The 25233-nt window shown below is 64.5% G+C and carries 28 protein-coding genes; 19 read left to right on the top strand and 9 right to left on the bottom strand.

The annotated features are described in order from the left end of the window. Nucleotides 1-43 precede the first annotated feature (43 nt). The gene (locus IG197_RS07860) at nucleotides 44-259 is read right to left on the bottom strand and encodes a hypothetical protein (RefSeq protein WP_154386820.1); all 216 of its coding nucleotides are present in this window, start codon (nucleotides 257-259) and stop codon (nucleotides 44-46) included. Nucleotides 260-433: 174 nt separating this feature from the next. On the opposite strand from IG197_RS07860, the gene IG197_RS07855 reads away from it, so the two are divergent. The 3 genes from IG197_RS07855 to IG197_RS07845 all read left to right on the top strand — a co-directional run bounded on the left by IG197_RS07855 (nucleotide 434) and on the right by IG197_RS07845 (nucleotide 3441). Beyond that, nucleotides 434-2212, top strand: coding sequence for an acyl-CoA dehydrogenase (locus IG197_RS07855; protein WP_192318077.1), 1779 nt, complete (start codon nucleotides 434-436; stop codon nucleotides 2210-2212). A 20-nt stretch (nucleotides 2213-2232) separates the two neighbouring features. Then, nucleotides 2233-2985, top strand: coding sequence for a crotonase/enoyl-CoA hydratase family protein (locus IG197_RS07850; protein ID WP_067964629.1), 753 nt, complete (start codon nucleotides 2233-2235; stop codon nucleotides 2983-2985). Nucleotides 2986-3093: 108 nt separating this feature from the next. Continuing rightward, on the top strand, nucleotides 3094-3441 hold the full coding sequence (locus IG197_RS07845; RefSeq protein WP_192318075.1) for an NUDIX hydrolase: 348 nt from the start codon (nucleotides 3094-3096) through the stop codon (nucleotides 3439-3441). An 18-nt stretch (nucleotides 3442-3459) separates the two neighbouring features. Here IG197_RS07845 and pdxH read toward each other — a convergent pair whose 3' ends face one another. Then, nucleotides 3460-4077, bottom strand: a complete 618-nt coding sequence (gene pdxH, locus IG197_RS07840; protein WP_192318073.1) for a pyridoxamine 5'-phosphate oxidase — start codon at nucleotides 4075-4077, stop codon at nucleotides 3460-3462. Between the two features lie 108 nt (nucleotides 4078-4185). On the opposite strand from pdxH, the gene IG197_RS07835 reads away from it, so the two are divergent. The 4 genes from IG197_RS07835 to IG197_RS07820 all read left to right on the top strand — a co-directional run bounded on the left by IG197_RS07835 (nucleotide 4186) and on the right by IG197_RS07820 (nucleotide 7207). Then, nucleotides 4186-4584 (top strand): RT0821/Lpp0805 family surface protein, encoded by a 399-nt coding sequence (locus IG197_RS07835; RefSeq protein WP_246765335.1) that lies wholly within the window; start codon nucleotides 4186-4188, stop codon nucleotides 4582-4584. A gap of 88 nt (nucleotides 4585-4672) precedes the next feature. Continuing rightward, nucleotides 4673-5623: a DnaJ C-terminal domain-containing protein gene (locus IG197_RS07830; protein WP_192318072.1), complete on the top strand. Its 951-nt coding sequence runs from the start codon at nucleotides 4673-4675 to the stop codon at nucleotides 5621-5623. A 156-nt stretch (nucleotides 5624-5779) separates the two neighbouring features. Continuing rightward, nucleotides 5780-6598 (top strand): enoyl-ACP reductase FabI, encoded by an 819-nt coding sequence (fabI, locus tag IG197_RS07825; RefSeq protein WP_067964622.1) that lies wholly within the window; start codon nucleotides 5780-5782, stop codon nucleotides 6596-6598. A gap of 21 nt (nucleotides 6599-6619) precedes the next feature. Beyond that, entirely contained in the window at nucleotides 6620-7207 is a 588-nt protein-coding gene (locus IG197_RS07820) for a histidine phosphatase family protein (RefSeq protein WP_067964620.1), read from the top strand. A 20-nt stretch (nucleotides 7208-7227) separates the two neighbouring features. On the opposite strand, the gene IG197_RS07815 is transcribed toward IG197_RS07820, so the two are convergent. Beyond that, nucleotides 7228-7476: a DUF1344 domain-containing protein gene (locus IG197_RS07815; protein WP_067964618.1), complete on the bottom strand. Its 249-nt coding sequence runs from the start codon at nucleotides 7474-7476 to the stop codon at nucleotides 7228-7230. Nucleotides 7477-7738: 262 nt separating this feature from the next. On the opposite strand from IG197_RS07815, the gene aroC reads away from it, so the two are divergent. From aroC to IG197_RS07800, 3 genes are all read left to right on the top strand, one after another. Further along, nucleotides 7739-8839 (top strand): chorismate synthase, encoded by a 1101-nt coding sequence (gene aroC, locus IG197_RS07810; RefSeq protein ID WP_192318070.1) that lies wholly within the window; start codon nucleotides 7739-7741, stop codon nucleotides 8837-8839. Nucleotides 8840-8957: 118 nt separating this feature from the next. Further along, entirely contained in the window at nucleotides 8958-10055 is a 1098-nt protein-coding gene (gene ribB, locus IG197_RS07805) for a 3,4-dihydroxy-2-butanone-4-phosphate synthase (RefSeq protein WP_067964613.1), read from the top strand. Between the two features lie 120 nt (nucleotides 10056-10175). Then, nucleotides 10176-11159: a hypothetical protein gene (locus tag IG197_RS07800; RefSeq protein WP_154386780.1), complete on the top strand. Its 984-nt coding sequence runs from the start codon at nucleotides 10176-10178 to the stop codon at nucleotides 11157-11159. A gap of 45 nt (nucleotides 11160-11204) precedes the next feature. On the opposite strand, the gene IG197_RS07795 is transcribed toward IG197_RS07800, so the two are convergent. Both IG197_RS07795 and IG197_RS07790 read right to left on the bottom strand, forming a co-directional pair. Next, nucleotides 11205-12413, bottom strand: a complete 1209-nt coding sequence (locus IG197_RS07795; protein WP_192318068.1) for an MFS transporter — start codon at nucleotides 12411-12413, stop codon at nucleotides 11205-11207. A 107-nt stretch (nucleotides 12414-12520) separates the two neighbouring features. Next, nucleotides 12521-13741 carry an MFS transporter gene (locus tag IG197_RS07790; RefSeq protein WP_192318066.1) on the bottom strand — a complete coding sequence of 407 codons (1221 nt, stop codon included), beginning with the start codon at nucleotides 13739-13741 and terminating at the stop codon, nucleotides 12521-12523. A gap of 155 nt (nucleotides 13742-13896) precedes the next feature. Here IG197_RS07790 and IG197_RS07785 point away from each other — a divergent pair, with 155 nt between their 5' ends. The 3 genes from IG197_RS07785 to IG197_RS07775 all read left to right on the top strand — a co-directional run bounded on the left by IG197_RS07785 (nucleotide 13897) and on the right by IG197_RS07775 (nucleotide 15839). Continuing rightward, the gene (locus IG197_RS07785) at nucleotides 13897-14508 is read left to right on the top strand and encodes a TetR/AcrR family transcriptional regulator (RefSeq protein WP_246765334.1); all 612 of its coding nucleotides are present in this window, start codon (nucleotides 13897-13899) and stop codon (nucleotides 14506-14508) included. A 149-nt stretch (nucleotides 14509-14657) separates the two neighbouring features. Continuing rightward, nucleotides 14658-15584, top strand: coding sequence for a histone deacetylase family protein (locus IG197_RS07780; RefSeq protein WP_182575256.1), 927 nt, complete (start codon nucleotides 14658-14660; stop codon nucleotides 15582-15584). Nucleotides 15585-15587: 3 nt separating this feature from the next. Next, a complete protein-coding gene (locus IG197_RS07775; RefSeq protein WP_067964602.1) occupies nucleotides 15588-15839 on the top strand; it encodes an exodeoxyribonuclease VII small subunit in 252 nt (83 codons plus the stop codon). Nucleotides 15840-15850: 11 nt separating this feature from the next. Here the strand turns inward: IG197_RS07775 and IG197_RS07770 are convergent, their stop codons facing one another. After that, the gene (locus tag IG197_RS07770) at nucleotides 15851-16243 is read right to left on the bottom strand and encodes a helix-turn-helix domain-containing protein (protein WP_192318064.1); all 393 of its coding nucleotides are present in this window, start codon (nucleotides 16241-16243) and stop codon (nucleotides 15851-15853) included. 81 nt (nucleotides 16244-16324) lie between these two features. On the opposite strand from IG197_RS07770, the gene IG197_RS07765 reads away from it, so the two are divergent. The 6 genes from IG197_RS07765 (at nucleotide 16325) to IG197_RS07740 (ending at nucleotide 22222) form a co-directional block, all read left to right on the top strand. Then, complete coding sequence (locus IG197_RS07765; RefSeq protein ID WP_083948650.1) at nucleotides 16325-16696, top strand: MAPEG family protein; 372 nt, start codon at nucleotides 16325-16327, stop codon at nucleotides 16694-16696. A 126-nt stretch (nucleotides 16697-16822) separates the two neighbouring features. Next, the gene (locus IG197_RS07760) at nucleotides 16823-17089 is read left to right on the top strand and encodes a DUF2277 domain-containing protein (RefSeq protein ID WP_154386776.1); all 267 of its coding nucleotides are present in this window, start codon (nucleotides 16823-16825) and stop codon (nucleotides 17087-17089) included. Between the two features lie 48 nt (nucleotides 17090-17137). Next, on the top strand, nucleotides 17138-18058 hold the full coding sequence (locus IG197_RS07755) for a pirin family protein (protein WP_067964594.1): 921 nt from the start codon (nucleotides 17138-17140) through the stop codon (nucleotides 18056-18058). Between the two features lie 97 nt (nucleotides 18059-18155). Continuing rightward, the gene (gene dxs / locus IG197_RS07750; protein WP_067964591.1) at nucleotides 18156-20069 is read left to right on the top strand and encodes a 1-deoxy-D-xylulose-5-phosphate synthase; all 1914 of its coding nucleotides are present in this window, start codon (nucleotides 18156-18158) and stop codon (nucleotides 20067-20069) included. Between the two features lie 180 nt (nucleotides 20070-20249). Beyond that, nucleotides 20250-20981, top strand: a complete 732-nt coding sequence (locus IG197_RS07745; RefSeq protein ID WP_246670874.1) for a TlyA family RNA methyltransferase — start codon at nucleotides 20250-20252, stop codon at nucleotides 20979-20981. Continuing rightward, a complete protein-coding gene (locus tag IG197_RS07740; RefSeq protein ID WP_192318060.1) occupies nucleotides 20981-22222 on the top strand; it encodes a class I SAM-dependent RNA methyltransferase in 1242 nt (413 codons plus the stop codon). The genes IG197_RS07745 and IG197_RS07740 overlap by 1 nt, the downstream gene beginning before the upstream one ends. A gap of 41 nt (nucleotides 22223-22263) precedes the next feature. Here IG197_RS07740 and IG197_RS07735 read toward each other — a convergent pair whose 3' ends face one another. The 3 genes from IG197_RS07735 to IG197_RS07725 all read right to left on the bottom strand — a co-directional run bounded on the left by IG197_RS07735 (nucleotide 22264) and on the right by IG197_RS07725 (nucleotide 24972). Then, nucleotides 22264-22965, bottom strand: a complete 702-nt coding sequence (locus IG197_RS07735; protein ID WP_210346902.1) for an NAD-dependent deacylase — start codon at nucleotides 22963-22965, stop codon at nucleotides 22264-22266. 26 nt (nucleotides 22966-22991) lie between these two features. Next, nucleotides 22992-24404, bottom strand: coding sequence for a metalloprotease TldD (gene tldD, locus IG197_RS07730; RefSeq protein ID WP_192318056.1), 1413 nt, complete (start codon nucleotides 24402-24404; stop codon nucleotides 22992-22994). Between the two features lie 88 nt (nucleotides 24405-24492). After that, nucleotides 24493-24972, bottom strand: a complete 480-nt coding sequence (locus IG197_RS07725) for an invasion associated locus B family protein (RefSeq protein WP_245432147.1) — start codon at nucleotides 24970-24972, stop codon at nucleotides 24493-24495. Nucleotides 24973-25233: the final 261 nt, after the last annotated feature.

Here is a 25233-nt window from a genome sequence, read left to right as displayed (position 1 = left end):
GCCTGCAGGTTGAAAGCAAGCGCTTTTGGGGCCGATTGAGGCGTTATTCGAACGGATCGGGGGCGGGCTTGGTCGGCAGCGTGCCTTCGGCCGCGCGCTTGCGGTGATGGGCAAGCGAGCATTTCGGCGAGCACAGTATGCCGCGATCGGTCCAGTAGGCGGCGCCGTCTTCGATCTTGCCGCCGTGATACCAGAAGCCCTCGGAACGGTAGGGCAGGCCGCATTCGATGCAGCTGAAGGTGTCGGGCCGGGCGAGCATGGCGTCCTCGATGATTTTTGCCGGTTCTACCAAGCCGCACGCCTTGGCGCAAAGTGTGATGAAATTTGACGTTTACGTAAAAAGTCACTTCCCCTCGGCTCGGGAAGGCGGCTAGTGTGGAGGCCAAGCGGTGGTGAGGCCGCAAGCAGATCGTCAGGTGCAGGAGGAAGCATCATGTACCGCGCCCCGGTGGAAGAGATAGCGTTCGCGCTGAAGCATGTTGCCGGCCTCAAGGCCGCCATGGATGCCGGCACTTTCGGCGACCTTGGCGAGGATCTGGTCGACGCCATCCTTGGCGAGGCCGGGCGTTTCGCCAGCGAGGAGGTCGCGCCGCTCTACAAGGTCGGCGACCGCACCGGCGCCAAGCTCCGCGATGGGGCCGTCACCATGCCGCCGGGCTGGAAGGAGCTTTACAGGCACTGGACCGAAGGCGGCTGGAACAGCCTGAACGGCCCCGAGGAATATGGCGGGCAGGGCCTGCCGACGATGATGGGCGTGGCGACGCTCGAAATGTGGAACTCGGCTTCGATGGCTTTCGGCATCGGACCGACGCTGTCGATGGGCGCGGTCGAGGCGCTGGAAAAGCACGCATCGGAGGACCTGAAGTCGGCCTATCTGGCAAAGCTCGTCTCCGGCGAGTGGATGGGCACGATGAACCTGACCGAACCGCAGGCCGGTTCCGATCTGGCCGCCTTGCGCACCCGCGCCGAACGGTCGGGCGACGGCACCTATCGCATCTACGGCCAGAAGATATTCATCACCTATGGCGAGCACGACTTCACCGACAATATCGTCCATCTGGTGCTAGCGCGGTTGCCCGATGCGCCGGCCGGCACACGCGGCATCTCGCTGTTTCTGGTGCCGAAATTCCTGCTCAACGAAGACGGTACGCCAGGTGCGCGCAACGACGTGTTCTGCTCTGGTATCGAGGAGAAGCTCGGCATCCACGCCTCTCCGACCTGCACGATGATCTATGGCGACGGCTTCGCCAAGGGCCGCGAACCGGGCGCTGTCGGCTGGCTGATCGGCGAGGAAAACCGCGGGCTCGCCTGCATGTTCACGATGATGAACAATGCCCGCCTGCTGGTCGGCATTCAGGGCGTGGCGGTTGCCGAGACGGCGTTCCAGAAGGCGCTCGCTTATGCCAATGAACGCCGCCAGGGCAAGGCGTCGTCCTACTCGGGCGAAGGCATGGCGCCGATCGTCCATCACCCCGACGTGCAGCGCAATCTTCTGACGATGAAGGCGCTGACCCAGGCCGCACGCGCCATCGCCTATTCCTGCGCCCATGCCATCGACATGGCGCGGGTGTCGGCCGGCGCCGACAAGGCGCATTGGCAGGACCGTGCCAATCTGCTGACGCCGCTGGCGAAAGCATTCTCCACCGATGTCGGCGTCGACGTTGCTTCGCTTGGCGTGCAGATCCACGGCGGCATGGGTTTCATCGAGGAAACGGGTGCGGCAGCTCTTTTGCGCGATGCCCGCATCGCCCCGATCTATGAGGGCACCAACGGCATCCAGGCGATCGACCTCGTCACCCGCAAGCTGCCGCTCGGCAATGGCGAGCATGTCTTCGGCTATGTCGGCGAACTCGATGGCATAGCCATTGCCGTCGCTGCGATGAACAGCGAGGCCTATGGCCGCACGGCGCTCATTCTCGAGCAGGCGCTCGACGACCTCCAGAGCGTCACGCGTCATCTGCAGAAGCAGCTTGGCGACGGCCGAACGGACGATGCGTTAGCCGGGGCCACGCCTTATCTCCGGCTGTTCTCCTTGGTTGCCGGTGGCGCTTATCTGGCGCGCGCCGCACTCGCCGACGGAGACGAGCGGCGCATCTCGCTGTGCCGGTTCTTTGCCGAAAACCTGCTTGGCGAGACCGCAGCACTCAAGGACCGTATCACCGGCGGCACGGCAAGCCTTGCCGCCGCCGCCAAAGCGCTGATCTCGGCGTAGCTTCTGGGACGAGGACCGACGTGACCGACCACATTCTCATCGAACGGCAGGGCGCCGTGCAGATCATCCGGATGAACCGTCCGGACAAGAAGAACGCCATCACCCGCGCGATGTATGCCGAGATGGCGGCGGCACTCGTCGCCGGCGACAAAGATCCGGCCGTGCGCTGCCACGTCTTCCTGGGCGTGCCGGGCGCGTTTTCGTCGGGCAATGACCTCGCCGACTTCATGGCGATCGCCACGGGCGGTGAGGGCGGCGGCGAGGTGTGGGAGTTCCTGCTCGCTTTGGCCGGCACCGAAAAGCCTGTCGTCTCGGGCGTCGACGGCATTGCGGTGGGCATCGGCACGACGATCAACCTGCATTGCGACCTGACCTTCGCCACGCCGCGCACGATGTTCCGCACGCCCTTCGTCGATCTCGGGCTGGTGCCCGAGGCAGGCTCGAGCCTGATCGCGCCGCAGTTGCTCGGCCTGCAGGGTGCCTTTGCCCTGCTCGGTCTGGGCGAGGGCTTCCCGGCCGAACGCGCGCTCGCTGCCGGGCTGATCTACAAGGTCGTGGCGGAAGACGAGCTCGAAGCAGCGACATTGGCAGCTGCCGGTGAAATCGCGGCCAAGCCGCCCGAGGCGCTCAAGATCGCACGCGACCTGATGCGCGGCGACCGGACCAAACTCGTCGAGCGCATCAAGGAAGAGGGAGCGCATTTCCGCGCCCGCCTCAAGTCGGATGAGGCCCGCGCCGCACTTGTCGCCTTCATGACGCGCAAGAAGGGCTGAAGGCCGCCTCGGGGAAAAGGTGTCGGAACCGGTTGTCACAGCCAGCGCACTTCTGGTGAACGAGAGCGGGCAGGTGCTGTTTGGCCTGCGTGCCGACTGGAAGAAGGCGTGGCCGGCCACTGGGATGCGATCGGCGGCCGTGTTGAACCTGATGAATCGCCTGAGGACGCGATGAGGCGGGAAGTGCACGAGGAAGCAGGCGTCATGCCGACTGAATTCCTGTGGCTGGATTGCGTGCCCGAGCGTCGGCCAGATGTCTATGGCGATGCCTTGCAGCACGTCTACGCGGTGACCGCATGGAAGGGCGGTCTGCCCGAAAACGTCTGTGACGAGCATACTGAAATCAGGTGGTTCGCGCCGGAAGAACTGGACGCGCTGACGAACCTCGCCGACATCGACTATGTGCGCCTCGCCGGGGGCGCCACAAGACAGCGGCAAGCGGTCAGCGGCGGCTAGTCGCCGCCGCAACGTGGGTCACGGATAGAGCCGGTCCTTGTCCCAGCCGCCATTGGCAGCGCGGGTGAAGACGACGCGGTCGTGCAGGCGGAAGGGGCGGTCGTGCCAGAATTCGATCTGGCTCGGTACGATGCGGAAACCCGACCAGTGCGGCGGACGCGGGATTTCACCGATGACGTGCCGGGCGGTGTACTCGGCGACGGCCTTTTCCAGCGCGAAGCGGCTTTCCAGCGGACGCGACTGCTTCGACGCCCAGGCACCGATGCGGCTGCCGCGCGGACGCGAGGCGAAATACTCGTCAGCCTCTGCATCGGTGACGATTTCGACCGGACCGCGCACACGGACCTGGCGGCGCAGCGATTTCCAGTGAAAACACATCGCCGCTTTCATGGTCGCAAGGATTTCGCGACCCTTGGCGCTTTCGAAATTGGTGTAGAAGACGAAGCCATGTTCGTCGAATCCCTTGAGCAGCACCATGCGCACGTCAGGCAGTCCGTCGGTGTCGACGGTGGCCAGCGCCAGTGCCGTCGGATCGTTAGGCTCGCTGGCCGTGGCGTCCTTCAGCCACGAAGCAAAGAGCTGGAAAGGCTCTGCAGCCTCCGTGAAGTCACTGCTTGTTAACTCTGTGTCCGTCATAGCTTTTACTCGACCTGCCATTTACGACCGGGAGAATGCCTATTGTCGCGCTTCGCGCAAGCCTTTGAGGGCCATTGCCTCCCACAATTCGGGTTCCGATCCTTCAAGGTGTTGTTGCTGCTTGGCCTGACGACGATCAGCGCATGCGGCGCCGGTGGCTTCAGCCTCGAAAAGGCGGAAGTCGACCGCAGCCTTGTTACAAGCAAGGTTCCCGACGACGTCAACAGGACCACCGATGCGAATCGACTGTCCGACGAGACGACGATCCGCAACGCGGTATCGTCCGCCGACGTCGACGAGCTGAAAGGGCAGGCGATTCCCTGGGCGAATGCCGAGACGGGCTCGCGCGGCGCGATCTCGGCCCTTGTCGAGAGCAAGGAGCGTGGCGTGCTATGCCGCGAATTCGCCGTTTCGCGCGAGAGCTTCGACGGGGTCAGCCTGTTCAAGGGCGAGGTCTGCGCCGCCGGGTCAGGCACCTGGCAGATGCTGTCTTTCGTGCCTGTCTAACGGTTGCGGCTTTCCGCCTCTGGAATTTCTTCCTAGCCAAGCGCATATAGGAAGGAACAAACCCTTTTTCTCTGTTGTGGATTGACGCATGCGCGACCCCTATGAGGTGCTGGGCGTTGCCAAGAACGCCTCGGCCAAGGACATCAAGGCGGCTTACCGCAAGCTCGCCAAGAAACACCACCCGGACCAGAATCCGGACGATCCGAAGGCGAAGGAACGCTTTGCCGCGGCCAACCAGGCCTATGAGATTCTCGGCGACGAGAAGAAGAAGGCGGCTTTCGACCACGGCGAAATCGACGCCGAGGGCAAGGCGCGCTTCCATGGCTTCGAAGGCGCGGCAGGCGGCGATCCATTTGGTGGATTCCGTCGCCAGCAGGCGGGCCCCGGCGGGTCGCGCTTCGAGTTCCGCTCCGGCGGTCCGGGCGGCGCGTCCTTCGATGCCGGCGACATCTTCAGCCAGATCTTCGGCGATTCCTTCGGCCAGCGTGGCCCCGGTGCTGGTCATGGTGCCGGCATGGGCGGAGGCGCGGGTGCCCAGCGCGCGCAGCCGGGCGGCGACGTCAATGTCACGCTTGATGTCACCATCGAGGAGGCGGCGACCGCACCCAAGGTGACGGCGATGTTCCCCGATGGCCGCAAGATGGCAGTGAAACTGCCGGAATATGTCGAGGACGGCCAGACGATCAGGCTCAAGGGCCAGGGCGAGCAGGGCCTTGGCGGCGCCGGCGACGCGCTGGTCAAGATCAGGTTCCGTCGCCATCCACGCTACCGCGTCGAGGGCAGGGACCTGCATGTCGACCTGCCGGTGAGCCTCAAGGAAGCGGTGCTCGGCACCAAGGCCGCGGTGGAAACGCCGACAGGTCGGCTGGCGGTGAAAATTCCCGAGTGGTCGAGTTCCGACAAGGTGCTGCGCCTCAAGGGCCGCGGCCTGCCGGAAAAGGCAGGCGGCCGTGGCGACCTGTATGCCCATGTCCGCGTCATGCTGCCGGAAGGCGGCGATGCGGCACTTGAGGAATTGCTGCGCAAGTCCCCCGACTGACACAAGGCGGACTGACACAAGGCGACTGACGCAAGGCTTGCGTCATCTTAACAGTCCATGGCCCTGGCTGCGACCAAGGTCGCATGAAAGCTTGAAGGTGCAGGTTGCCTATGCGATAGGCTCTGCCAAACAGTCAAAGCATTGGAGTGCGCTCATATGGCGGGTGGACAGGGCCTGATGGCCGGCAAGCGCGGCCTTATTCTCGGCGTCGCCAACAACAGATCGATTGCCTGGGGAATTGCCAAGGCCTGCGCCGACCAGGGCGCGGAGCTTGCCTTCACCTATCAGGGCGATGCGCTGAAGAAGCGCGTCGAGCCGCTGGCCGCCGAAATCGGCGCGTTCGTCTGCGGACATTGCGACGTCACCGACATGGCGACCATCGATGCCTGCTTCGAGACGCTGGAAAAGAAGTGGGGCAAGCTCGACTTCGTCGTCCATGCCATCGGCTTCTCCGACAAGGACGAGCTGACCGGCCGCTATGTCGACACCAGCCATGCCAACTTCCTGCGCACCATGGACATCTCGGTCTATTCCTTCACGGCTGTCGCCCAGCGCGCCGAGAAGCTGATGACCGATGGCGGCTCTATGCTGACCATGACCTATTACGGCGCCGAAAAGGTGATGCCGAACTACAATGTCATGGGCGTTGCCAAGGCAGCTCTCGAGGCGAGCGTGAAGTATCTCGCCGTCGACCTCGGCCCGAAGGCGATCCGCGTCAACGCGATTTCCGCCGGCCCGATCAAGACGCTTGCCGCCTCCGGCATCGACGACTTCCGCTACATTCTGAAGTGGAACGAGTACAACGCGCCGCTGCGCCGCACCGTTTCGATCGAGGAGGTCGGCGATTCTGCGCTCTACTTCCTGTCGAACCTGTCGCGCGGCGTCACCGGCGAAGTGCACCACGTCGATTCCGGCTACCACGTCGTCGGCATGAAGGCCGTCGATGCGCCTGACATCGCAGCCGTGAAGGACTGATCCTTCCCGAACAGCATCGCCATGATCCCGCTCCTCTATGTCGTGCGCCATGGCCAGACGCCATGGAACGCCGAGCAGCGGCTGCAAGGGCAGGCCGACATCGACATCGATGCGGTCGGGCGCGAGCAGGCCGATCGCAACGGCCGCCGGCTTGCCGAGCTGATCGCTGATCCCAAGGCCTTCGATTTCATCGCGAGCCCGATGCGGCGCACCCGCGAGACCATGGAGCGGGCGCGGACAGTGATGGGGCTCGATCCCATGGCCTACCGCACCGATCCGCGCCTCGTCGAAGTGAATTTCGGCGACTGGCAGGGCTTCACCTTCGCCGAGCTTGAGGCACGCCTGCCGGGCGCCAGCACGGCGCGCAAACACGACAAGTGGGATTTCGTTCCGCCGGGCGAAGAGGCCGAGAGCTACGAGATGCTGGCCTGCCGCATCCGTCCGTGGCTCGTCGAGCTTACGCAGCCGACGGTCTGCGTCACCCATGGCGGCGTGATGCGCGCGATCTTCCGGCTTGTCGAAGCCCTGCCCAAAAACAAAGCCGCGGCCCTGGAGATCCCCCAAGACCGCGTGCTGAGAGTGCAGGATGGCCGCCTTGACTGGCTGTAAAGCCCGAGGCCCGATTTCTGTTACTGCGGCAGTTCCATGTCGGTGATCAGGTTCTCGCCCTCGACCACGTCATAAGCGAGCAGGATGTCCATGCCCGGCTTGATGTTCTCGACGTCGAACTCGCCCGGCAGCTTGTAGGACTTGCCGTTGGAAAGCGTGATGGTGGACTTTTCCTTGTCGACCGACTTGACCTGACCTTCGGCTTCGGCAGCGAGCGCAGCGCCAGACATCATCAGCACGGCGGCAACGGCGCCAATAAGGGTACGCATTGTCGTCCTCTTTTTTCTGCGCCCCGCAAGGCGAGGCAAAATGTTAACGAGCGGTTGGAAGGAAGCAGAAACCAACCGAATGTGTCAAAACTAAAACTGCTGCGATCACGGTTTGACCACTGTTAATGCAGCCAATTGACCGCTTCGGGCCCATGCCGATGCACAAAAGATGCCTGCCATGGGAGGGTTTGAGGCCGAAAAGCAATTTTACTTTTCAGGGGCATGCGTTAGAACGCGGCCATATCCGGAAAGGCCCGCTTGCATGTCGCACAACACCTTCGGCCATCTGTTTCGCGTCACCACCTGGGGTGAGAGCCATGGGCCGGCGCTTGGCTGTGTCGTCGACGGCTGCCCGCCCGGCATCCGCTTCACGCTGAAGGACATCCAGGACGAGCTCGACAAGCGCAAGCCCGGCCAGTCGCGCTTCGTCACCCAGCGCCGCGAGCCCGACGAGGTCAAGGTGCTGTCGGGCGTCGTCACGGACGAGGACGGCGAGACCCTGATCTCGACCGGCACGCCGATCTCGATGCTGATCGAGAATGTCGACCAGCGCTCCAAGGATTATGGCGAGATCGCGCGGCAGTATCGACCCGGCCATGCCGACTACGCCTATGACGTCAAATATGGCCTGCGCGACCACCGCGGCGGCGGCCGTTCCTCGGCTCGCGAGACGGCGGCGCGCGTCGCTGCGGGTGCCATTGCCCGCAAGATCGTGCCGGGACTGGTGGTGCGCGGCGCGCTGGTGTCGATGGGCACCAGGTCGATCGATCGCGCCAACTGGAACTGGGATTTCATCGGCAGCGCCGAAAATCCGTTCTTCACGCCGGACCCCGCCTCGGTGCAGGTCTTCGCCGACTATCTCGACGGCATCCGCAAGGCCGGATCCTCGGTCGGCGCGGTCATCGAGATCGTCGCCGAAGGCGTGCCGGCCGGCCTTGGCGCGCCGATCTATGCCAAGCTCGACCAGGACATCGCCTCCAATCTGATGTCGATCAACGCCGTCAAGGGCGTCGAGATCGGCAACGGCTTCGAGGCCGCGCGCATAACAGGCGAAGAGAATGCCGACGAGATGCGCATGGGCAATGACGGCACACCGCTGTTCCTGTCCAACAATGCCGGCGGCATACTGGGCGGCATTTCGACCGGACAGGACGTGATCGCGCGTTTCGCCGTCAAGCCGACATCCTCGATCCTGACGCCGCGCAAATCGATCGACAAGGACGGCAAGGACGTCGACGTCATGACCAAGGGCCGCCACGACCCGTGCGTCGGCATCCGCGCCGTGCCGATCGGCGAGGCCATGGTCGCCTGCGCCATCGCCGACCATTATCTGCGCCACCGCGGCCAGACCGGCAGAATCTAGGGGCAAGGGGAAACGGGGCAGCTGGGCAATTCTCCCAAGCTGCAAAAAACCCTACTGCCTTCCCGCCCGAATGACCTAATCTGCTCCACACCAACCACACGCACCGAGTGACCACGCCATGCCATACGACCAGAAGAAAGTTGTCGAAGCGCTGCGCGCCTTCGAGCGCGGCGAGATCGTGGTCGTCATGGACGATGACGGGCGCGAGAACGAAGGCGACCTGATCGTTGCCGCCGTCCACTGCACGGCGGAAAAGATGGCCTTCATCGTGCGCCACACCTCCGGCATCGTCTGCACGCCGATGCTCAAGGAAGACGCCCGGCGCCTCAACCTTGCGCCGATGGTGGCCGACAACGATTCCGCCCACACCACCGCCTTCACCGTCAGCGTCGACTTCAAGCATGGCACCACGACGGGCATTTCGGCCGACGACCGCACGCTGACCGTGCGCAACCTGGCCAATCCCAACGCCGGCGGCGGCGACTTCGTCCGCCCGGGGCACATCTTCCCGCTGATCGCGCGCGAAGGCGGTGTGCTGATGCGTTCGGGCCATACCGAAGCCGCGGTCGACCTGTGCAAGCTTGCCGGTCTGCCGCCGGTCGGCGTGATTTCGGAACTGGTCAATGACGACGGCACGGTCATGCGCGGCCCGCAGGTCGCGTCCTTTGCCGAAAAGAACGGGCTGCAGCAGGTATCCGTCGCCGACCTGATCGCCTATCGCCAGCGCCAGGAGACGCTGATCGAACGGGTCAACGCCTTCGAAATTGACACTCCGGCCGGCAAGGCCAAGGCCATCACCTACACGTTGCCGTGGGATTCGATGCATCATCTCGCCATCGTCTTCGGCGACATCCGCGACGGCGAAGAAGTGCCGGTGCGCCTGCACACCGAGGACGTCGTCACCGACGTGTTCGGTACCAGCAACAAGCTTGCCGACATCATGAAGACCTTCGGCGAGTGCAAGCGCGGTGTCATCGTCTATCTGCGCGAGGGCTCGGTCGGCGTCTCCAATCTCGGCCGCAACCGCCCGTCGGCGGAGCGCGAGGACCACGAAGAGGCGCGCCGGCGCGAGGATGAATGGCGCCAGATCGGCCTCGGCGCGCAGATCCTCAAGGATCTCGGCATCTCGTCGATCAACCTGGTCGCCTCGCGCGAACGCCACTATGTCGGCCTCGAAGGTTTCGGCATCCGCATCGCCAAGACCGAAATCCGCTGATTTCGGCGGAGCGACCGGGCAGGATGCCCCATTCCCGGGGTGACTGGGTCATCCCCGGGACGATTGACATCCGCCTGATGCGGCGCATCCTCCTGTCCATCTCTTAGGGGAGAGTCGGGTATGTGGGATTTCAGCATAGGCCAGAGCCTGGCGATCATGGCACGCACCTGGCCGTTCATCGTGCTGCGCATGGTCGTCTATTTCGGCATCACGCTCGCCTATATCGTGGCCATGGGCGCGGGCGCCGGCGTCGGCTACGGCGTCGGCCACATCGCAACCGACCCTGAAGGGCCGGTTTCATTCGCCGTCTGGGGTGGCATCGCCGGCTTCGGCGTGGTGTCGGTCGCGGTCTACTGGATCCGCGAATACATCCTCTACATCGTCAAGGCCGGGCATATCGCCGTGATGGTCCATTTGATCGACGGGCGCGAGATTCCCGGCGGCCAGAACCAGATTTCCTATGCCCGCGAGGTCGTCACCGAACGCTTCACCGAGGCGAGCGTGCTGTTTGTGCTCGACCAGCTGGTGAAGGGCGTGATCCGCACCATCACCGGGCTGATCGGCGGCATCGCCGCTTTCCTGCCGATCCCCGGCCTCGACGGGCTGGTGCGGTTTCTCAACACCATCGTCCGCATGTCGCTGACCTATGTCGACGAGATCATCCTCGGCTACAACATCCGCATCGGCAGCAACTCGCCCTGGCAGAGCGCGCGGCAGGGCGTGGTGCTCTATGCCCAGAACGGCTCAACCATGATCAAGAACGCGGTCTGGCTGTCGCTCGTCGTCTGGGTCGTGTCGCTGTTCATCTTCCTGTTCATGCTGGCACCCGCAGGCGCCATTCTCTACTTCATGCCGGGCGAAATGGGCGGCTGGGCATTCGTGCTGGCGATCGTCTTTGCCTGGGCGTTCAAATCGGCGCTGATCGAACCCTTTGCCGTGGCATCGCTGATGCAGGTCTATTTCAAGGTCATCGAAGGCCAGGTGCCCAATCCGGAATGGGACCGGAAGCTGGAAGAGGCGTCGTCGAAGTTCCGCGAGCTCAAGGAAAAGGCTTTTGGCTCAGGCGAAGCGTCGCGCTGGGACGGGTCGGCAAAGAACGTCTGAAGGCAAAAGGCACGGCCCGCTGGTGCGTGCCGTGCCGTGAACCGTCTATTCGGCCGGAGCCGGGACGAGGCGCGACGTCGAACGCCGGAAGCTGGCTTGGCCGACAAGGGTGACGGCAAGGGCGATGAAGCCGGCGAGCATCGAGACGAAGAAGCCGCTGGTCGGGCCGAGATTGTCGATGAACCAGCCCGATGCCGAGGACCCTGCGGCCATGCCGATGCCGATGCCGGTGATTGCCCAGGTCATGCCTTCGGTGAGCTTGGACGACGGAACGATCTTTTCCACCAGCGCCATCGAGATGATGATGGTCGGCGAGACGGCGACGCCGGCGACGAACAGCACCACGGCCAGTGTCGGGATGCTGGCGACCATCATCAGCGGCAAGGTGGTGAGGGCGGCCAGTGCGATCGCCAGCAGCAACTGGCGCGGCAAGGCAAGCTTGAGCTTCAGCGCGCCGAAGGCGAGGCCGGCGACAAGCGAGCCGGCGGCATAGGCCGACAGCGCAAAACCTGCGGAGGCCTTGTCGCCCTGGGCTTCGGCAAAGGCGACGGCGGTCACTTCAGCGGTGCCGAAAATGGCGCCGATGGCGATCAGCGTCAGCACCAGGATCTGCAGCGAGCCGAGCCGGATGACCGACTTGCCGCCTGATTTATCCTGGGCGTGGACCGGCGGTTCCGTCGACTTCTGGGCGGCAAAGAGGAAATTGCCCAGCGCAAGCAGCGTCGTGGCGACAAGCGGACCGGCTTCCGGAAACAGGCCGACGCTGAGGCCGATGGCAACGATCGGGCCGGTCATGAAGATGACCTCGTCGACGACCGATTCGAAGGCAAAGGCGGTGTGCAGCTTCTGCGAGCCGCGGTAGATATGTGTCCAGCGCGCGCGCACGAAAGCGCTCATGCTCGGCATGGTGCCGGCAAGCACGGCAAACAGGAACAGCGTCCAGCTCGGCGCGCGATAGTGGGTCGCGAGCATCAGGCTTGAGAGCGCCGCGACGGCGACGATGGTGCCGGGGATCAGGATGCGGCGCTGGCCGTAGCGATCGACGAGGCGCGACACCTGCGGTGCGATCAGCGCGTTGGAAAATGCAAATGTCGCGGCCACCGCACCGGCGAGCCAATATTCGCCATGGGTTTCCGAGAGCATCGTGACGATGCCGAGCGTGATCATCGACAGCGGCAGCCGGGCGATGAAGCCTGTGGCGGAGAACGCCTTGGCGCCGGGCGCTTTGAAGATTTCGTTGTAGGGATTACGCATTTGGATCACCGGGAGGGCAGATATCTGAAATTTCATATACAGTCGAGCCGCCTGAAGAGGCGGCTCGTTGGCACAGATGGGAGAGGCTTGACTGGGGCTGTGCTGCCTCATTCGGCTGCTTGTGGTACGGCTTGCGGCAACTCGACTTCGCCCTCGCCGGCGAGTGCTTTCTGACCGAGAAGGACGACGAGTAGGGAGATCGTGCCCGCGGCCACGGACACCCAGAAGCCGTTCTGGGCGCCGAAATTGTCGACCACCCAGCCGGCCACGAAGGCACCCAGCGCCATGCCGATGCCGATGCCGGTCATCACCCAGGTGATGCCTTCGGTCAGCATGGCTTCCGGCACCCGCCGCTCGATCAGGCCGAAGGCCATGATGAAGGTGGGCGAGATGGCGACACCGCTGACGAAGATGGCAAGCGCCAGCAGCGGCACCGTGTCGGCGACAAGCAATGGCAGCGTGGTCAGCGCCACGACCGCGATCGACATGGCAAGCAGGCGCTGCTTCGGGGCCTTGAGATTGAGCGCGCCGACGATCAAGCCGACAATGAGCGAACCGGCGGCATAGACGCCGATGACGAGGCTTGCTGCGGTGGGCTGGCCGAGTTCCTTGGTGATCGCCACGGCGCTGACCTCGGCGGTGGCGAAGATCGCACCGACGAAGATGAGCGCAAGCGTGATGATCTGGACCGGGCGCAGCGCGATGGCCGAACCGACACTTGCAAGTTCAGGCGCCTTGACCCTGGGCTCGCTCGACCGCTGCATCAGGAAAGCTGCCATGCCGACGGCGAGGAACAGCGTGCTGACCAGCATGCCGGCTTCCGGGAACAAGGCGACGCTCAGGCCAACCGAAAGCGAGGCACCGGCGATGTAGACCATTTCGTCGGCGACGGATTCAAAGGCGAAGGCGGTATTGAGTTCGGGGCGGTCGCGGAAGATCTCGGTCCAGCGGGCCCGCACCATGGCCGACATGCTCGGCATGGCGGCGGCGATGAAGGCCGAGACGAACAGGGTCCAGACCGGCCAGTCATAGCGGGTGGCAATGAGCAGGACGGCAAAGGCGAGGATGGAGATGATGGTGGTGGGTAGAGCCACCGATGTCTGGCCGAGCCTGTCGATCCGGCGCGAAATCTGTGGTGCGGCGAAAGCATTTGTCAGCGCGAAGGTGGCCGAGACCGCACCGGCCAGCCAGTATTCGCCGCGTGTCTGCGACAGCATTGCGACGATGCCGATAGGGGCCATGGCGATCGGCAGACGGGCGATGAATGCCGCCGCCGCGAAGCCTTTGGTCCCGGGAACTCTGAATATCTCAGCATAAGGATTGTGCATCGGAGCACTCCTGGAATTTCGAGGGTGCGCCACTTACATACGTGGCGTATGTCAATGAGATAATTGCATACGCAGCGTATGTCAATTACCATGGACGCCATGTCTAGAAAAATATACGCGGCGTATGTGAAGGACGTCGCGACAAGGAAGAGGCGATGAAGGCGGCACACAAACCCCGCAGCGAGATGATTGCCGAAACGCGCGCCAAGCTGATTGCTGCCGCGCGCCGGGCCTTCGCGACGACGGGCTATGCGAACGCGTCGATGGACGATTTCACTGCCGAGGCCGGGCTGACGCGCGGCGCGCTGTATCACCACTTCGGCGACAAGAAAGGGTTGTTCGAGGCCGTGCTCGCCCAGATCGACCAGGAAATGTGCGTGCGCCTCAATGAGATCTCGGCCAGGGCCAAGACGCGCTGGCAAGGCTTCCTCGACGAAAACATCGCTTATGTCGAAATGGCGCTCGAGCCGGAAATCCAGCGCATCGTCCTGCGCGACGGGCCGGCGGTGCTCGGCGATCCGGCGCAATGGCCCAACGCCAATGCCTGTATTTCGGCGATCACCGCGAACCTCGTCGCGCTCAAGGCGGAGGGCCTTGTTCGCGACATCGATGCGGAAGCGATGGCGCGGCTGATCAGCGGCGCCTCGCTTTATGCCGCCCAATGGATCGCCAATTCGGAAGACCCCGACGCGACGTCGATCAAGGCGGTGAAGGCGTTTCGCGCCCTGATGGAAGGGCTGCTCGTGGCCGGCAGGCCGGCGAACTGATCTTTCAGGCTGTGGCCGGACATGCCGGGGCGCGGCAAAACCCGGCAACTTCTTTCCGACCGGGTCATCGCGCTCGTCGGCCGGCCGTTTTCCCCAGGGCTTTGACAGCTATGCGTGGTCTGTCCGGCCATTGCTGATAAGGTGCGGCGATGACCACGCGGCTCTACACGCACCCGATCTACCTCGAACACCTGACGACGCCGGGGCATCCCGAGCGGCCCGACAGGCTGCGCGCCATCGAGCGCGCGCTCGACGACGAGGCGTTCGAGATGCTCGATCGTGTCGAGGCGCCGACGGGCGACGAGCGCACGATTGCCTACGCCCACCCCGAGAATTTTGTCGAAAGCGTCCGCCGGCAGGTGCCGGTGGAGGGATTTGCCAGAATCGATGGCGACACCACGCTCAGCCCGAAAAGCTGGCAGGCGGCACTGACTGCCATCGGCGCGGCCAATGCCGCTGTCGACGACGTCTTTTCCGGCAGGGCAGCCAACGTCTTCGTCGCCTCGAGGCCGCCCGGCCACCATGCCGAGAAGGCGACCGCGATGGGCTTTTGCCTGTTCAACAATGCGGCGATTGCGGCGCGCCATGCCCAGCGCGACCATGGTGCGGAGCGCGTGGCGATCGTCGATTGGGACGTCCATCACGGCAACGGCACCCAGGACATCTTCTGGGACGACCCGAGCGTGCTCTATTGCTCGACGCACCAGATGCCGCTGTTTCCCGGCACGGGCGCAAAAGGCGAGACGGGTGTCGGCAACATCGTCAACGCGCCGCTCGCCCCAGACACCGGCAGCGACCATTTCCGCGAGGCATTCCGCTCGCGCGTGCTGCCGGCGCTCGACAGATTCGCGCCCGACCTGATCATCATCTCGGCCGGCTTCGACGCGCACCATCGCGACCCGCTGGCCGAGATCAACCTCACCGAAGCCGATTTCGACTGGGCGACCGGGCAATTGATGGACAGTGCCGCGCGCCATTCATCGAACCGTCTGGTCAGCCTGCTCGAGGGCGGCTACGACCTGCATGGGCTAGCCTTCTCAGTGGCCGCCCACGTTTCGCGCCTCATGAAAGGATGATCCATGGCCGTCGAGCCCAATGACGAAATCAAGGCGATGAGCTTCGAGCAGGCGCTCGCTGCATTGGAAAAGATCGTCGACGACCTCGAACGCGGCGACGTGCCGCTCGACCAGTCGATCAAGATCTACGAGCGCGGCGAGGCGCTGAAGGCGCATTGCGACCGCTTGCTGAAGGCCGCCGAGGACAAGGTCGAGAAGATCCGCCTGTCGCGCGACGGCAAGCCGGTCGGCACGGAGCCGCTTGACGGCGAGTAGAGCCGTCCAGTTCAGTCCGCGGCGGCATCGCCGTCGCGGACGTCGAAATCGCCGGGCCGGGCCGCGTAGAAGCGATCCGGCGGTGTCCAGCGGTCCGGCAGCTGGCTTTCGCCCCAGCGGGCCAGTTCCTGCACCACGGGAATGAGTGCAGCCCCTCTGGCAGTCAATGCATAGGCGCCCCGGATGGAGCCCTGGCGCGGTAAGGATTGCCTGATGAGACCGGCATCTTCCAGCCGGCGCAGCCTATCGGCCAGGATGTTGGTCGAGATTTTCTCCGGCGTGGACAACAGGTCCGAATAGCTGGTCGCCCCCATCACCATCGCCCTGACGATCACCAGCGACCACTTGTCGCCGATGATGTCGAGCGCTGACGCGATGGGGCAGCCGGAGCGAAACTCGGTCATGGCGGCACTTTGGATTTTTAACTTGCAAAATGCAAGTAAGAAGTGATTAGCTGCGGTAATGCTCGTCGGGGAGGGCCTGTCATGTTGCCGATAACGTCGATGACTTCAGCACTCGCCGCCGTGGCTCTTGTCGTTCTCAGCATCCGGGTCAGCCTGCGCCGCAAGACAGTCGGCGTGAAGCTCGGCCACAGCGAGGATGTCGTCCTGATGCGGCGCATCCGCGCCCAGGGCAATTTCATCGAATATGTGCCGCTCGCCCTGATCCTGCTCGCCCTTGCCGAATACCGCCAGGCGCCGGCGGCGATGCTGTGGACGATCGCCGGACTGCTGATCATCGGCCGTAGCCTCCACCTTGCAGGCATATTGACCGCGCGGACGCCGTTGAGCGCGCCCGGCATGGTTGGCACCTATGGCGCGCTGCTCGTCGGCGCCGCGGCGCTCATCCTGGGATGACGCCCCTCGTTCGGAGGATGCCCCTTCGCTGACGGCGGTCGCGGCCGACCGAACGGCTTGACCTCGCGGCACGTTGCGCCCAGTTATGGACAACCCATACCGTTGGTGAAAACCCGGGAGCAGGCGATGTGCCGCAACATCAAGACATTGTTCAATTTCGACCCGCCGGCGACGCATGACGAGATCCGTGACGCAGCCTTGCAGTTCGTGCGCAAGCTGAGCGGAACGACCAAACCTTCGAAGAAGAACGAAGAGGCCTTCAACCGCGCCGTCGACACCATCGCCGAGGCAGCGCACGAGATGCTGCATGCGATGGAAACGCACCAGCATCCGCGCAACCGCGACGAAGAGGCCGCCAAGGCCAAGGCCCGTTCGGCGCTGCGATTTGCCTGAGTGTCAGCTCTTGTGACCGCCGTGCTGCAATCACTCTAGGAGGCGACCATGAGCTTCTTTCCTGCCGAAGACCCGACGCCGGGCGATGCCTTTTCCTGCGACCAGCTCGAACTGATGGTCATTCCCAACGCCAAGGACATCGACGGCTTCCAGGTGCGCCGGGCATTGCCGACGGCAAAGCGTCGCCTGGTCGGGCCGTTCATCTTCTTCGACCGCATGGGCCCGGCAATCCTCAGGGCAGGGCATGCGCTGGATGTGCGTCCACACCCCCATATCGGGCTTGCGACCGTCACCTATCTGTTCGACGGCAAGATCCGCCACCGGGATTCGCTCGGCACCGAGATGGTCATTGCGCCCGGCGACGTGAACCTGATGACGGCGGGCCGCGGCATCGTCCATTCCGAGCGCACGCCCGAAGAGCTGCGCGGCGCGCCGATGTCGGTGTCCGGGCTGCAGACGTGGCTGGCGCTGCCCGACGGCAAGGAAGAGGTCGCGCCGTTGTTCGAGAACACGGCTGCGGCCGAGCTGCCGACCTTCGAGGCCGACGGGGTCAGCGGGCGGCTGGTGATCGGCGCGTTCAAGGGCCTGACGTCGCCGGTGCGCCAGGCCTCCGACACGCTTTATGCCGACATCAGGCTGGCGCCCGGTGCAAGGATCAAGATTCCGGCCGACGCCGAGGAGCGTGCCATCTACACGCTGGGGGGCGAGATCGACATACTTGGCGATCGTTTCCCGATCGAGCGGCTTTTGGTGTTCAGGCCCGGCGACGAGATCGTCGTGGGTTCGGAGACGGGTGCGCATTTCATGCTGTTCGGCGGCGCCTCGCTCGGCTCCAAGCGCTACATCTGGTGGAATTTCGTCTCGTCGTCGAAGGAGCGCATCGAAGAGGCGAAGAACGAATGGAAGACCGGCCGCTTCGATATCGTTCCCGGTGACGAAGAAGAGTTTATTCCGTTGCCCGAGAGCTGACGGGCAGGCGTGAGGCCGGCCCGCGTCACCGCCACGCATTTACTTTCCAAGCATGCGGTCGTATCTGCCGGGTGGTTAACCGAGTTAGTGCGGATTGATGAACGCGAAACCTGAAACGCCCCTGCTGGACAAGGTCCGCGTGCCCTCCGACCTGCGCACGCTCGACGAGGCCCAGCTGCCGCAGCTGGCAAGCGAACTGCGCGCCGAGCTTATCGACGTGGTGTCGCAGACCGGCGGGCATCTCGGCGCCGGCCTTGGCGTCGTCGAACTGACGGTGGCGCTGCATTATGTCTTCGATACGCCCGACGACCGCATCATCTGGGATGTCGGTCACCAGGCCTATCCGCACAAGATCCTGACCGGCCGCCGCGATCGCATGCGCACGCTGCGCCAGGAAGGCGGGCTCTCCGGTTTCACCAAGCGTTCGGAAAGCGAGTACGACCCGTTTGGCGCCGCGCACTCCTCGACCTCCATTTCCGCCGGCCTCGGCATGGCGGTGGCACGCGACCTCGACGGCGGCAAGAACAATGTCATCGCCGTCATCGGCGACGGCGCCATGTCGGCCGGCATGGCCTATGAGGCGATGAACAATGCCGGTGCGCTCGATGCCCGCCTGATCGTCATCCTCAATGACAACGACATGTCGATCGCTCCGCCGGCCGGTGCGATGAGCGCCTATCTGGCGCGCCTTGCCTCGGGCCGCACCTATGCCGGCGTGCGCGAGCTCGGCAAGAAGCTGACCTCCTATCTCGGCCGCCGCGTCGACCGCGCCATCACCCGCGCCGTCGAGCATGCGCGCGGTTTCGTCACCGGCGGCACTTTGTTCGAGGAGATGGGCTTCTTCCATATCGGCCCGATCGACGGCCACAATCTCGAGCATCTCGTGCCGGTGCTGAAGAACGTGCGCGACAACGGCACCGGCCCGGTGCTGATCCATGTCGTGACTCAGAAGGGCAAGGGTTATGCCCCGGCCGAAGCGGCTGCCGACAAATATCACGGCGTCAACAAGTTCGACGTCATCACCGGCGCCCAGGCCAAGGCGCCTGCCAACGCGCCTGCCTACACCAAGGTGTTTGCGGAAAGCCTGATGCAGGAAGCGCGCGACGACGACAAGATCGTTGCCGTCACCGCCGCCATGCCGTCGGGCACCGGCCTCGATCTGTTCGGCGAAGCGTTTCCGTCGCGCAGCTTCGACGTCGGCATTGCAGAGCAGCATGCGGTGACCTTTGCCGCGGGCCTCGCGACCGAAGGCTACAAGCCGTTCGTCGCGATCTACTCGACCTTCCTGCAGCGCGCCTATGACCAGGTCGTGCACGACGTCGCTATCCAGAACCTGCCGGTGCGTTTTCCCATCGACCGCGCCGGCTTCGTCGGCGCGGACGGCGCCACCCATTGCGGCGCCTTCGACACTGCCTATCTTGCCTCGCTGCCCGGTTTCGTCGTCATGGCGGCGGCCGACGAGGCGGAACTGCGCCATATGGTGCGCACCGCCGTCGAATATGACGACGGACCGATCTCCTTCCGCTATCCCCGCGGCAACGGCGTCGGTGTCGACATGCCCGAGCGTGGCCAGGCGCTGGAGATCGGCAAGGGCCGGATCGTGCGCGAGGGCACCAAGGTGGCGCTGCTGTCCTTCGGCACACGCCTCAAGGACTGCCTGCTCGCCGCCGAGGAACTTGGTGCTGCCGGCCTGTCGACGACGGTCGCCGACGCCCGTTTCGCCAAGCCGCTGGACGAGGACCTGATCCGTCGCCTGGCGCGCTCGCACGAAGTGCTCGTCATGGTCGAGGAAGGTTCTGTCGGCGGTTTCACCAGCCAGGTGCTCGACTTCCTCGCCCGCAACGGCCTGCTCGACAACGGCCTCAAGGTGCGGCCACTGACCATGCCGGACAGCTTCGTCGACCATGCCAGCCCCGACAAGATGCATGTCGACGCCGGGCTCGATTCCGCCGGCATCGTGCGCGCCGTCTTCGCAGCCCTTGGCAAGTCGGCCCAGGCCGTCCGCGCCTGACATTATCGTGCGGGCGCTTGCCTTGCAGGCGCGCATTCGCCATTGAAAGCCATGGACAACTCTGGGCAAGCCCGCGCATCGGCCCGAAAATCGAAGTCGATTTTCGGTAAGCACGATGCGCAAACAAAAGAAGCTGGAGCGCTACGCGTCCAATCGGACGCGCAGCGCTCCAGGACCAGCCTGAGGCTCGACGAATTGCTCGTCAGCCGCGGTTTCTTCGCCAGCCGTTCGCGGGCCCGCGACGCGGTGGCGCGCGGGGCCGTGTCCGTCGCCGGCCAACCGGCGAAGAAGCCCGGACAGATGGTGCCGGCGAGCGCCGAAATCGCCGTCGACGACCCGGCGCAGGCCTATGTCTCGCGCGCCGCACTCAAGCTGATCGCCGGGCTCGACCATTTCAGCTTCGATCCGGCTGGAGCCACGGCGCTGGACATCGGCGCGTCGACCGGCGGCTTCACCCAGGTCCTGCTCGAGCGCGGCGCGGCACATGTCGTGGCGATCGATGTCGGCCATGGCCAGATGGACGAGCGGCTGAAGTCGGATCCGCGCGTCACCTGCCTGGAGGGCCTCAACGCCCGCAATCTGACGTCGGATGATCTCGGCGGCCGGACACCCGATCTGCTGGTCTCCGATGTCAGCTTCATCTCGCTCAGGCTGGCTCTGCCCAATGCACTCGAACTGGCAGCACCAGGCGCCAGGGGCGTCTTCCTGGTCAAGCCGCAGTTCGAGGCCGGGCGCGAGGCGATCGGCAAGAGCGGCCTGCTCAGGAATGTCGAGGACGGCCCGCGCATGGCTGAAGAGCTGCGCTCCTGGCTCGACGCCGTTCCAGGCTGGCGTGCGCTCGGCATCTGCCCGTCGCCGCTCGAAGGCGGCGACGGAAATCGTGAATACCTGCTCGGTGGAGTGAAAGAGTAATGACGACACGTTTCGAAATTGCGCGGCTGGGCGCGCATGGCGACGGTGTCGTCGATGCCAATGGCGGGCACATCTTCATCCCGTTCGCGCTGCCGGGCGAGACGGTGACAGCCGCGCGCGACAAGGATCGCGCCCAGCTGATCTCGGTTCTCGAGCCGTCGCCGCAGCGCATCGATCCGGCCTGCCGCCATTTCACCGAATGTGGCGGCTGCGCGATCCAGCATCTCGAGGACCAGGCCTATCGCGAGTGGAAGCGTGGTCTTGTCGCCCATGCGCTGAAGGGCAGGGGCATCGACGTTGCAGTCGGCGAGCTGGTGGCGTGCCCGCAGCACAGCCGCAGGCGTGCGGCGTTTACGGCCCGGAACACCGAGACCGGGCTCCATCTCGGCTACAACAAGGCGTTTTCCCATACCCTGGTCGACATCGAGGAGTGCCCTGTCCTGGTGCCGGCCATCGTAGAAGCGGCAGGCACCTTGCGGCACCTTGCCGGCATCATCGCCAATACCTCGAAGCCGTTCCGCTTCCTTGTCACGGCCACCGAGTCGGGCTTCGACGTGGCCGCCAGCGATTGCGGCAAACCGACCGAAGCGATCCGCCGTGCCGCGACCGATTTTGCCATCAAGTCGAAGATCGCCCGCCTGTCCATCGACGGCGAGATCATCGTCGAGCCGGTCAAGCCGATGCTGACCTTTGGCGCGGCGACGGTCAGCCCGCCGCCGGGCGCTTTCGTCCAGGCCGTGGCCGAGGCGGAGGGCGCGATGGTGTCGCTCGTCATCGGCCATATGCGCAAGGCCAGGAAGGTCGCCGACCTGTTTTCGGGCTGCGGCACCTTCGCGCTCAGGCTTGCCGCGGGGGCGGAGGTTCATGCGGTTGAAGGTGAGGCGCCGGCGCTGGCCGCACTCGACCGCGGCTTCCGCTTTGCCAGCGGCCTGAAGCGCGTCACCGTCGAGCGCCGTGACCTCGACCGCCGCCCGCTGACGTTCAAGGAACTGAACGCCTTTGACGGCATCGTCTTCGACCCGCCACGCGCCGGCGCCGAGGACCAGTCCAAGCAGATCGCCCGCTCCGATGTTCCTTACGTCGCAGCCGTATCGTGCAATCCGGCGACGCTGGCGCGAGATCTCAGGATCCTCATCGACGGCGGCTATGCGCTGAAGAGTGTTGTGCCGATTGACCAGTTCCTCTGGTCGCACCATGTCGAGGCGGTGGCTTTGCTGGAGAAGCCGAAGAAGCGGCGGTAGGCGGACGCGTCAGGTCCATCCGTGGATGGGCGGACCGGTGCCTAGGCCAGTATATGCTCGACGAATTCGGGTACGATTTCGGTGGCGCGGCCATTTATGGCCTGTTCGAAGAGGTCGCAGCCTTCCGACGGTTCGAGGTTGAGTTCGACCGTACGGGCGCCTGCATGGCGCGCCTGCTCGACGAAGCCGGCGGCGGGATAGACGTTGCCGCTGGTGCCGATGGAGACGAAGAGGTCGCAACTTGCCAGTGCCTCGTCGATCTCGTCCATCAGATAAGGCATCTCGCCGAACCAGACCACATCAGGCCGTAACTGGCCGACCTCCTGGCATGACGGGCAGCGGGACGTGCGCAGCATGTCGCCGTGCCACGGGTTCCTTGTGCCGCAATGGGCGCACAAGGCCTTGGTCAGTTCGCCATGCATGTGGATCAGCCGCTGCGACCCGGCCCGCTCATGCAGGTCGTCGATGTTCTGGGTGACGAGCAGGAACTTGCCCCGGAACTGCCGTTCGAGCCGCGTCAATGCCACATGTGCGGCATTCGGCGCGACATCGGCAAGACCTGCGCGGCGCTGGTTGTAGAAGTCGTCAACCAGCTCCGGATTGCGGGCAAAACCTTCCGGCGTCGCCACGTCGCGGTAGTCGATCTTCGACCAGATGCCGTCCTTGTCGCGAAAGGTGTCGACACCTGATTCGGCAGAGATACCGGCGCCGGTGAGCACGACGATCGAGGTGGGGCGTTGCATCGGCATTCGTCCTGTCGGCGCTCGGCCTAGACCCGTGTGCCGCCGACAGTCATCTGGTTCATCCTGAGATGCGGCTGGCCGACGCCGACGGGCACGCCCTGGCCGGCTTTGCCGCACATGCCGATGCCGTTGTCGAGCTTCATGTCGTTGCCGACCATGGTGACGCGATGCATCGCGTCGGGTCCATTGCCGATCAGCATCGCGCCCTTGATCGGCTGGGTCACCTTGCCGTCCTCGATCATGTAGGCCTCGGTGCAGCCGAACACGAACTTGCCCGAGGTGATGTCGACCTGGCCGCCGCCGAAGGACACGGCATAGATGCCGCTCTTGACCGAGGCGATGATCTCTTCCGGCGTTTTGTCGCCCGAGGTCATATAGGTGTTGGTCATGCGCGGCATCGGCTGGTGCGCGTAGGATTCGCGGCGGCCGTTGCCGGTCGCCTTCATGCCCATCAGCCGGGCGTTCTGGCGGTCCTGCATGTAGCCGACAAGTTTGCCGTCCTCGATCAGCACGTTGCGGGCGCTGGGCGTGCCTTCGTCGTCGACGGTGATCGAGCCGCGGCGTTCGGCGATGGTGCCGTCGTCGACGACGGTGACGCCCTTGGCGGCGACCTGCTGGCCGAGAAGACCGGCGAAGGCCGAAGTCTTCTTGCGGTTGAAGTCGCCTTCGAGGCCGTGGCCGACCGCTTCATGCAGCATCACGCCCGGCCAGCCGGACGACAGCACGATGTCGAAAGTGCCGGCAGGAGCGGGGATGGCATCGAGATTGACCAGCGCCTGGCGCAAGGCCTCGGTCGCGGCACCCTTCCAGCTTTCGTCGGTCAGGAATTCGTCGAAATTCTTGCGGCCGCCGGCACCATAGGAGCCGCTTTCCTGGCGGTCGCCGTTGCCGACGATGACGGACACGTTCATCCGCACCAGCGGGCGGATGTCGCGCACCACCTGGCCGTCGCCGCGCAGGATCTCGACATGCTGCCACGACGAGGCGAGCGATGCCGTCACCTGGCGGACGCGCGGATCCTTGTCGCGCAGCCAGGCGTCGATTTCCTGGAGCAGCTTGGCCTTGGCCTCGAAGGACGGCGAGGAGATCGGGTTCTCCTCGCCATAGAGATGCGTGTTGGTGCGGGCAGGGGCGGCGGCCAGCGTGCCGGAATAGCCGCCCTTGACCGCCGACACGGCATCGGAGGCGCGCAAAAGGGCCTGTTCCGACAGGTCGCTCGAATGCGCATAGCCGGTCGCTTCGCCTGATACGGCGCGCAGACCGAAACCCTGGTCGGTGTTGAAGCTCGCCGTCTTCAGCCGGCCGTTGTCGAACATCAGCGCTTCGCCTTCGCGATATTCGACGAACAGCTCGCCGTCGTCGGCGCCCTCGATCGTCTCGGCGACGATCTTGCGCACGCGGTCTTCCGAAATGTCGAACTGGCTGAGCAGGCTGGTCATGGCGCGTCGCCTCATATTCCAAGGTGAGTGTATTCACCCCGATGTAGGCGACACGGAGGCTCCGGACAATGTCTCCGGCGTCAAACGCTTATGGCAGCGCGGCGAAGCCTTCGCCGAAGCCGTTGAGGTCGACGGGGATGCCGATGCCTTCTTCGGGCGTCTGGAAGACGATGAAGGTCGCCGACTTTCCTGTCTTCAGCGTGTCGAGCAGGGTCTTGTCGAGGATCACCTCGGCATAGCAGCCATCCTGGAAGCAGCGCACGAAATAGGCGCGGCCGATGTCCTTCTGGTCGACATTGAGGCCGAGGCCGTTGGGCAAGAGCACGCCGAGCGGCGCCAGCACGCGCAGGATCTCGGCCTTGTTGTCGGCGGTGCGCAGGATGACCACCGAAAGCCCCATCTCGGGACGGTCCTCGGCAATCACGTTCTGCATCATCACGCATTGTTCGTTGGTCGCGCCAGCGGGCGTGTCGCAGATGATCGACCATGCGCCATGGGTGGACTTGACCGTGCCGCTCTGCTGCGCGCCGGCTTGCATGGGAACCACGCACGCGGCGGCGACAAGCATCTTCGCCACGGTTTTGAAAAGCCCAGACTTCATGACGGCTCCATTGCGAATCACGACTATCAGGCCGTGCAGGCAGCAAGTAAATAACAAGACGGCGCCTTCGCCATCCTGCAATCTCAGGTTTTCCAGACATTCGAAGCCAATTTGGCCCGAATTGCGACGCCTTTTCAGGGCATGGCAGCACAAGCGGGGCGATTGCCCTATCGCCTGCGCGTTCTTCACCTAGCGCCAAACGCGTCGCGGCGCCAGCCTTTGCGCCTG

Origin of the sequence: Aminobacter sp. SR38 (assembly GCF_014843375.1) — a bacterium.
Taxonomy (GTDB): Bacteria; Pseudomonadota; Alphaproteobacteria; order Rhizobiales; family Rhizobiaceae; genus Aminobacter; species Aminobacter ciceronei.
Note: the sequence above shows the minus strand (reverse complement) of the source record. Positions and strands in the feature narration are given on the sequence as shown.

Bases quoted from the DNA above. Each gene is read 5' to 3' on its own strand.
- IG197_RS07765 (WP_083948650.1), top strand. From the start codon at position 16,325: ATGTTGCCGATAACGTCGATGACTTCAGCACTCGCCGCCGTGGCTCTT.
- IG197_RS07785 (WP_246765334.1), top strand. From the start codon at position 13,897: ATGAAGGCGGCACACAAACCCCGCAGCGAGATGATTGCCGAAACGCGC.
- IG197_RS07775 (WP_067964602.1), top strand. From the start codon at position 15,588: ATGGCCGTCGAGCCCAATGACGAAATCAAGGCGATGAGCTTCGAGCAG.
- IG197_RS07725 (WP_245432147.1), bottom strand. From the start codon at position 24,972: ATGCTTGTCGCCGCCGCGTGCGTGGTTCCCATGCAAGCCGGCGCGCAG.
- IG197_RS07755 (WP_067964594.1), top strand. From the start codon at position 17,138: ATGAGCTTCTTTCCTGCCGAAGACCCGACGCCGGGCGATGCCTTTTCC.
- ribB (WP_067964613.1), top strand. From the start codon at position 8,958: ATGCCATACGACCAGAAGAAAGTTGTCGAAGCGCTGCGCGCCTTCGAG.
- aroC (WP_192318070.1), top strand. From the start codon at position 7,739: ATGTCGCACAACACCTTCGGCCATCTGTTTCGCGTCACCACCTGGGGT.
- IG197_RS07770 (WP_192318064.1), bottom strand. From the start codon at position 16,243: ATGACCGAGTTTCGCTCCGGCTGCCCCATCGCGTCAGCGCTCGACATC.
- IG197_RS07800 (WP_154386780.1), top strand. From the start codon at position 10,176: ATGTGGGATTTCAGCATAGGCCAGAGCCTGGCGATCATGGCACGCACC.
- dxs (WP_067964591.1), top strand. From the start codon at position 18,156: ATGAACGCGAAACCTGAAACGCCCCTGCTGGACAAGGTCCGCGTGCCC.
- IG197_RS07820 (WP_067964620.1), top strand. From the start codon at position 6,620: ATGATCCCGCTCCTCTATGTCGTGCGCCATGGCCAGACGCCATGGAAC.
- tldD (WP_192318056.1), bottom strand. From the start codon at position 24,404: ATGACCAGCCTGCTCAGCCAGTTCGACATTTCGGAAGACCGCGTGCGC.
- pdxH (WP_192318073.1), bottom strand. From the start codon at position 4,077: ATGACGGACACAGAGTTAACAAGCAGTGACTTCACGGAGGCTGCAGAG.
- IG197_RS07760 (WP_154386776.1), top strand. From the start codon at position 16,823: ATGTGCCGCAACATCAAGACATTGTTCAATTTCGACCCGCCGGCGACG.
- IG197_RS07860 (WP_154386820.1), bottom strand. From the start codon at position 259: ATGCTCGCCCGGCCCGACACCTTCAGCTGCATCGAATGCGGCCTGCCC.
- IG197_RS07795 (WP_192318068.1), bottom strand. From the start codon at position 12,413: ATGCGTAATCCCTACAACGAAATCTTCAAAGCGCCCGGCGCCAAGGCG.
- IG197_RS07815 (WP_067964618.1), bottom strand. From the start codon at position 7,476: ATGCGTACCCTTATTGGCGCCGTTGCCGCCGTGCTGATGATGTCTGGC.
- IG197_RS07780 (WP_182575256.1), top strand. From the start codon at position 14,658: ATGACCACGCGGCTCTACACGCACCCGATCTACCTCGAACACCTGACG.
- IG197_RS07740 (WP_192318060.1), top strand. From the start codon at position 20,981: ATGACGACACGTTTCGAAATTGCGCGGCTGGGCGCGCATGGCGACGGT.
- fabI (WP_067964622.1), top strand. From the start codon at position 5,780: ATGGCGGGTGGACAGGGCCTGATGGCCGGCAAGCGCGGCCTTATTCTC.
- IG197_RS07830 (WP_192318072.1), top strand. From the start codon at position 4,673: ATGCGCGACCCCTATGAGGTGCTGGGCGTTGCCAAGAACGCCTCGGCC.
- IG197_RS07735 (WP_210346902.1), bottom strand. From the start codon at position 22,965: ATGCAACGCCCCACCTCGATCGTCGTGCTCACCGGCGCCGGTATCTCT.
- IG197_RS07855 (WP_192318077.1), top strand. From the start codon at position 434: ATGTACCGCGCCCCGGTGGAAGAGATAGCGTTCGCGCTGAAGCATGTT.
- IG197_RS07790 (WP_192318066.1), bottom strand. From the start codon at position 13,741: ATGCACAATCCTTATGCTGAGATATTCAGAGTTCCCGGGACCAAAGGC.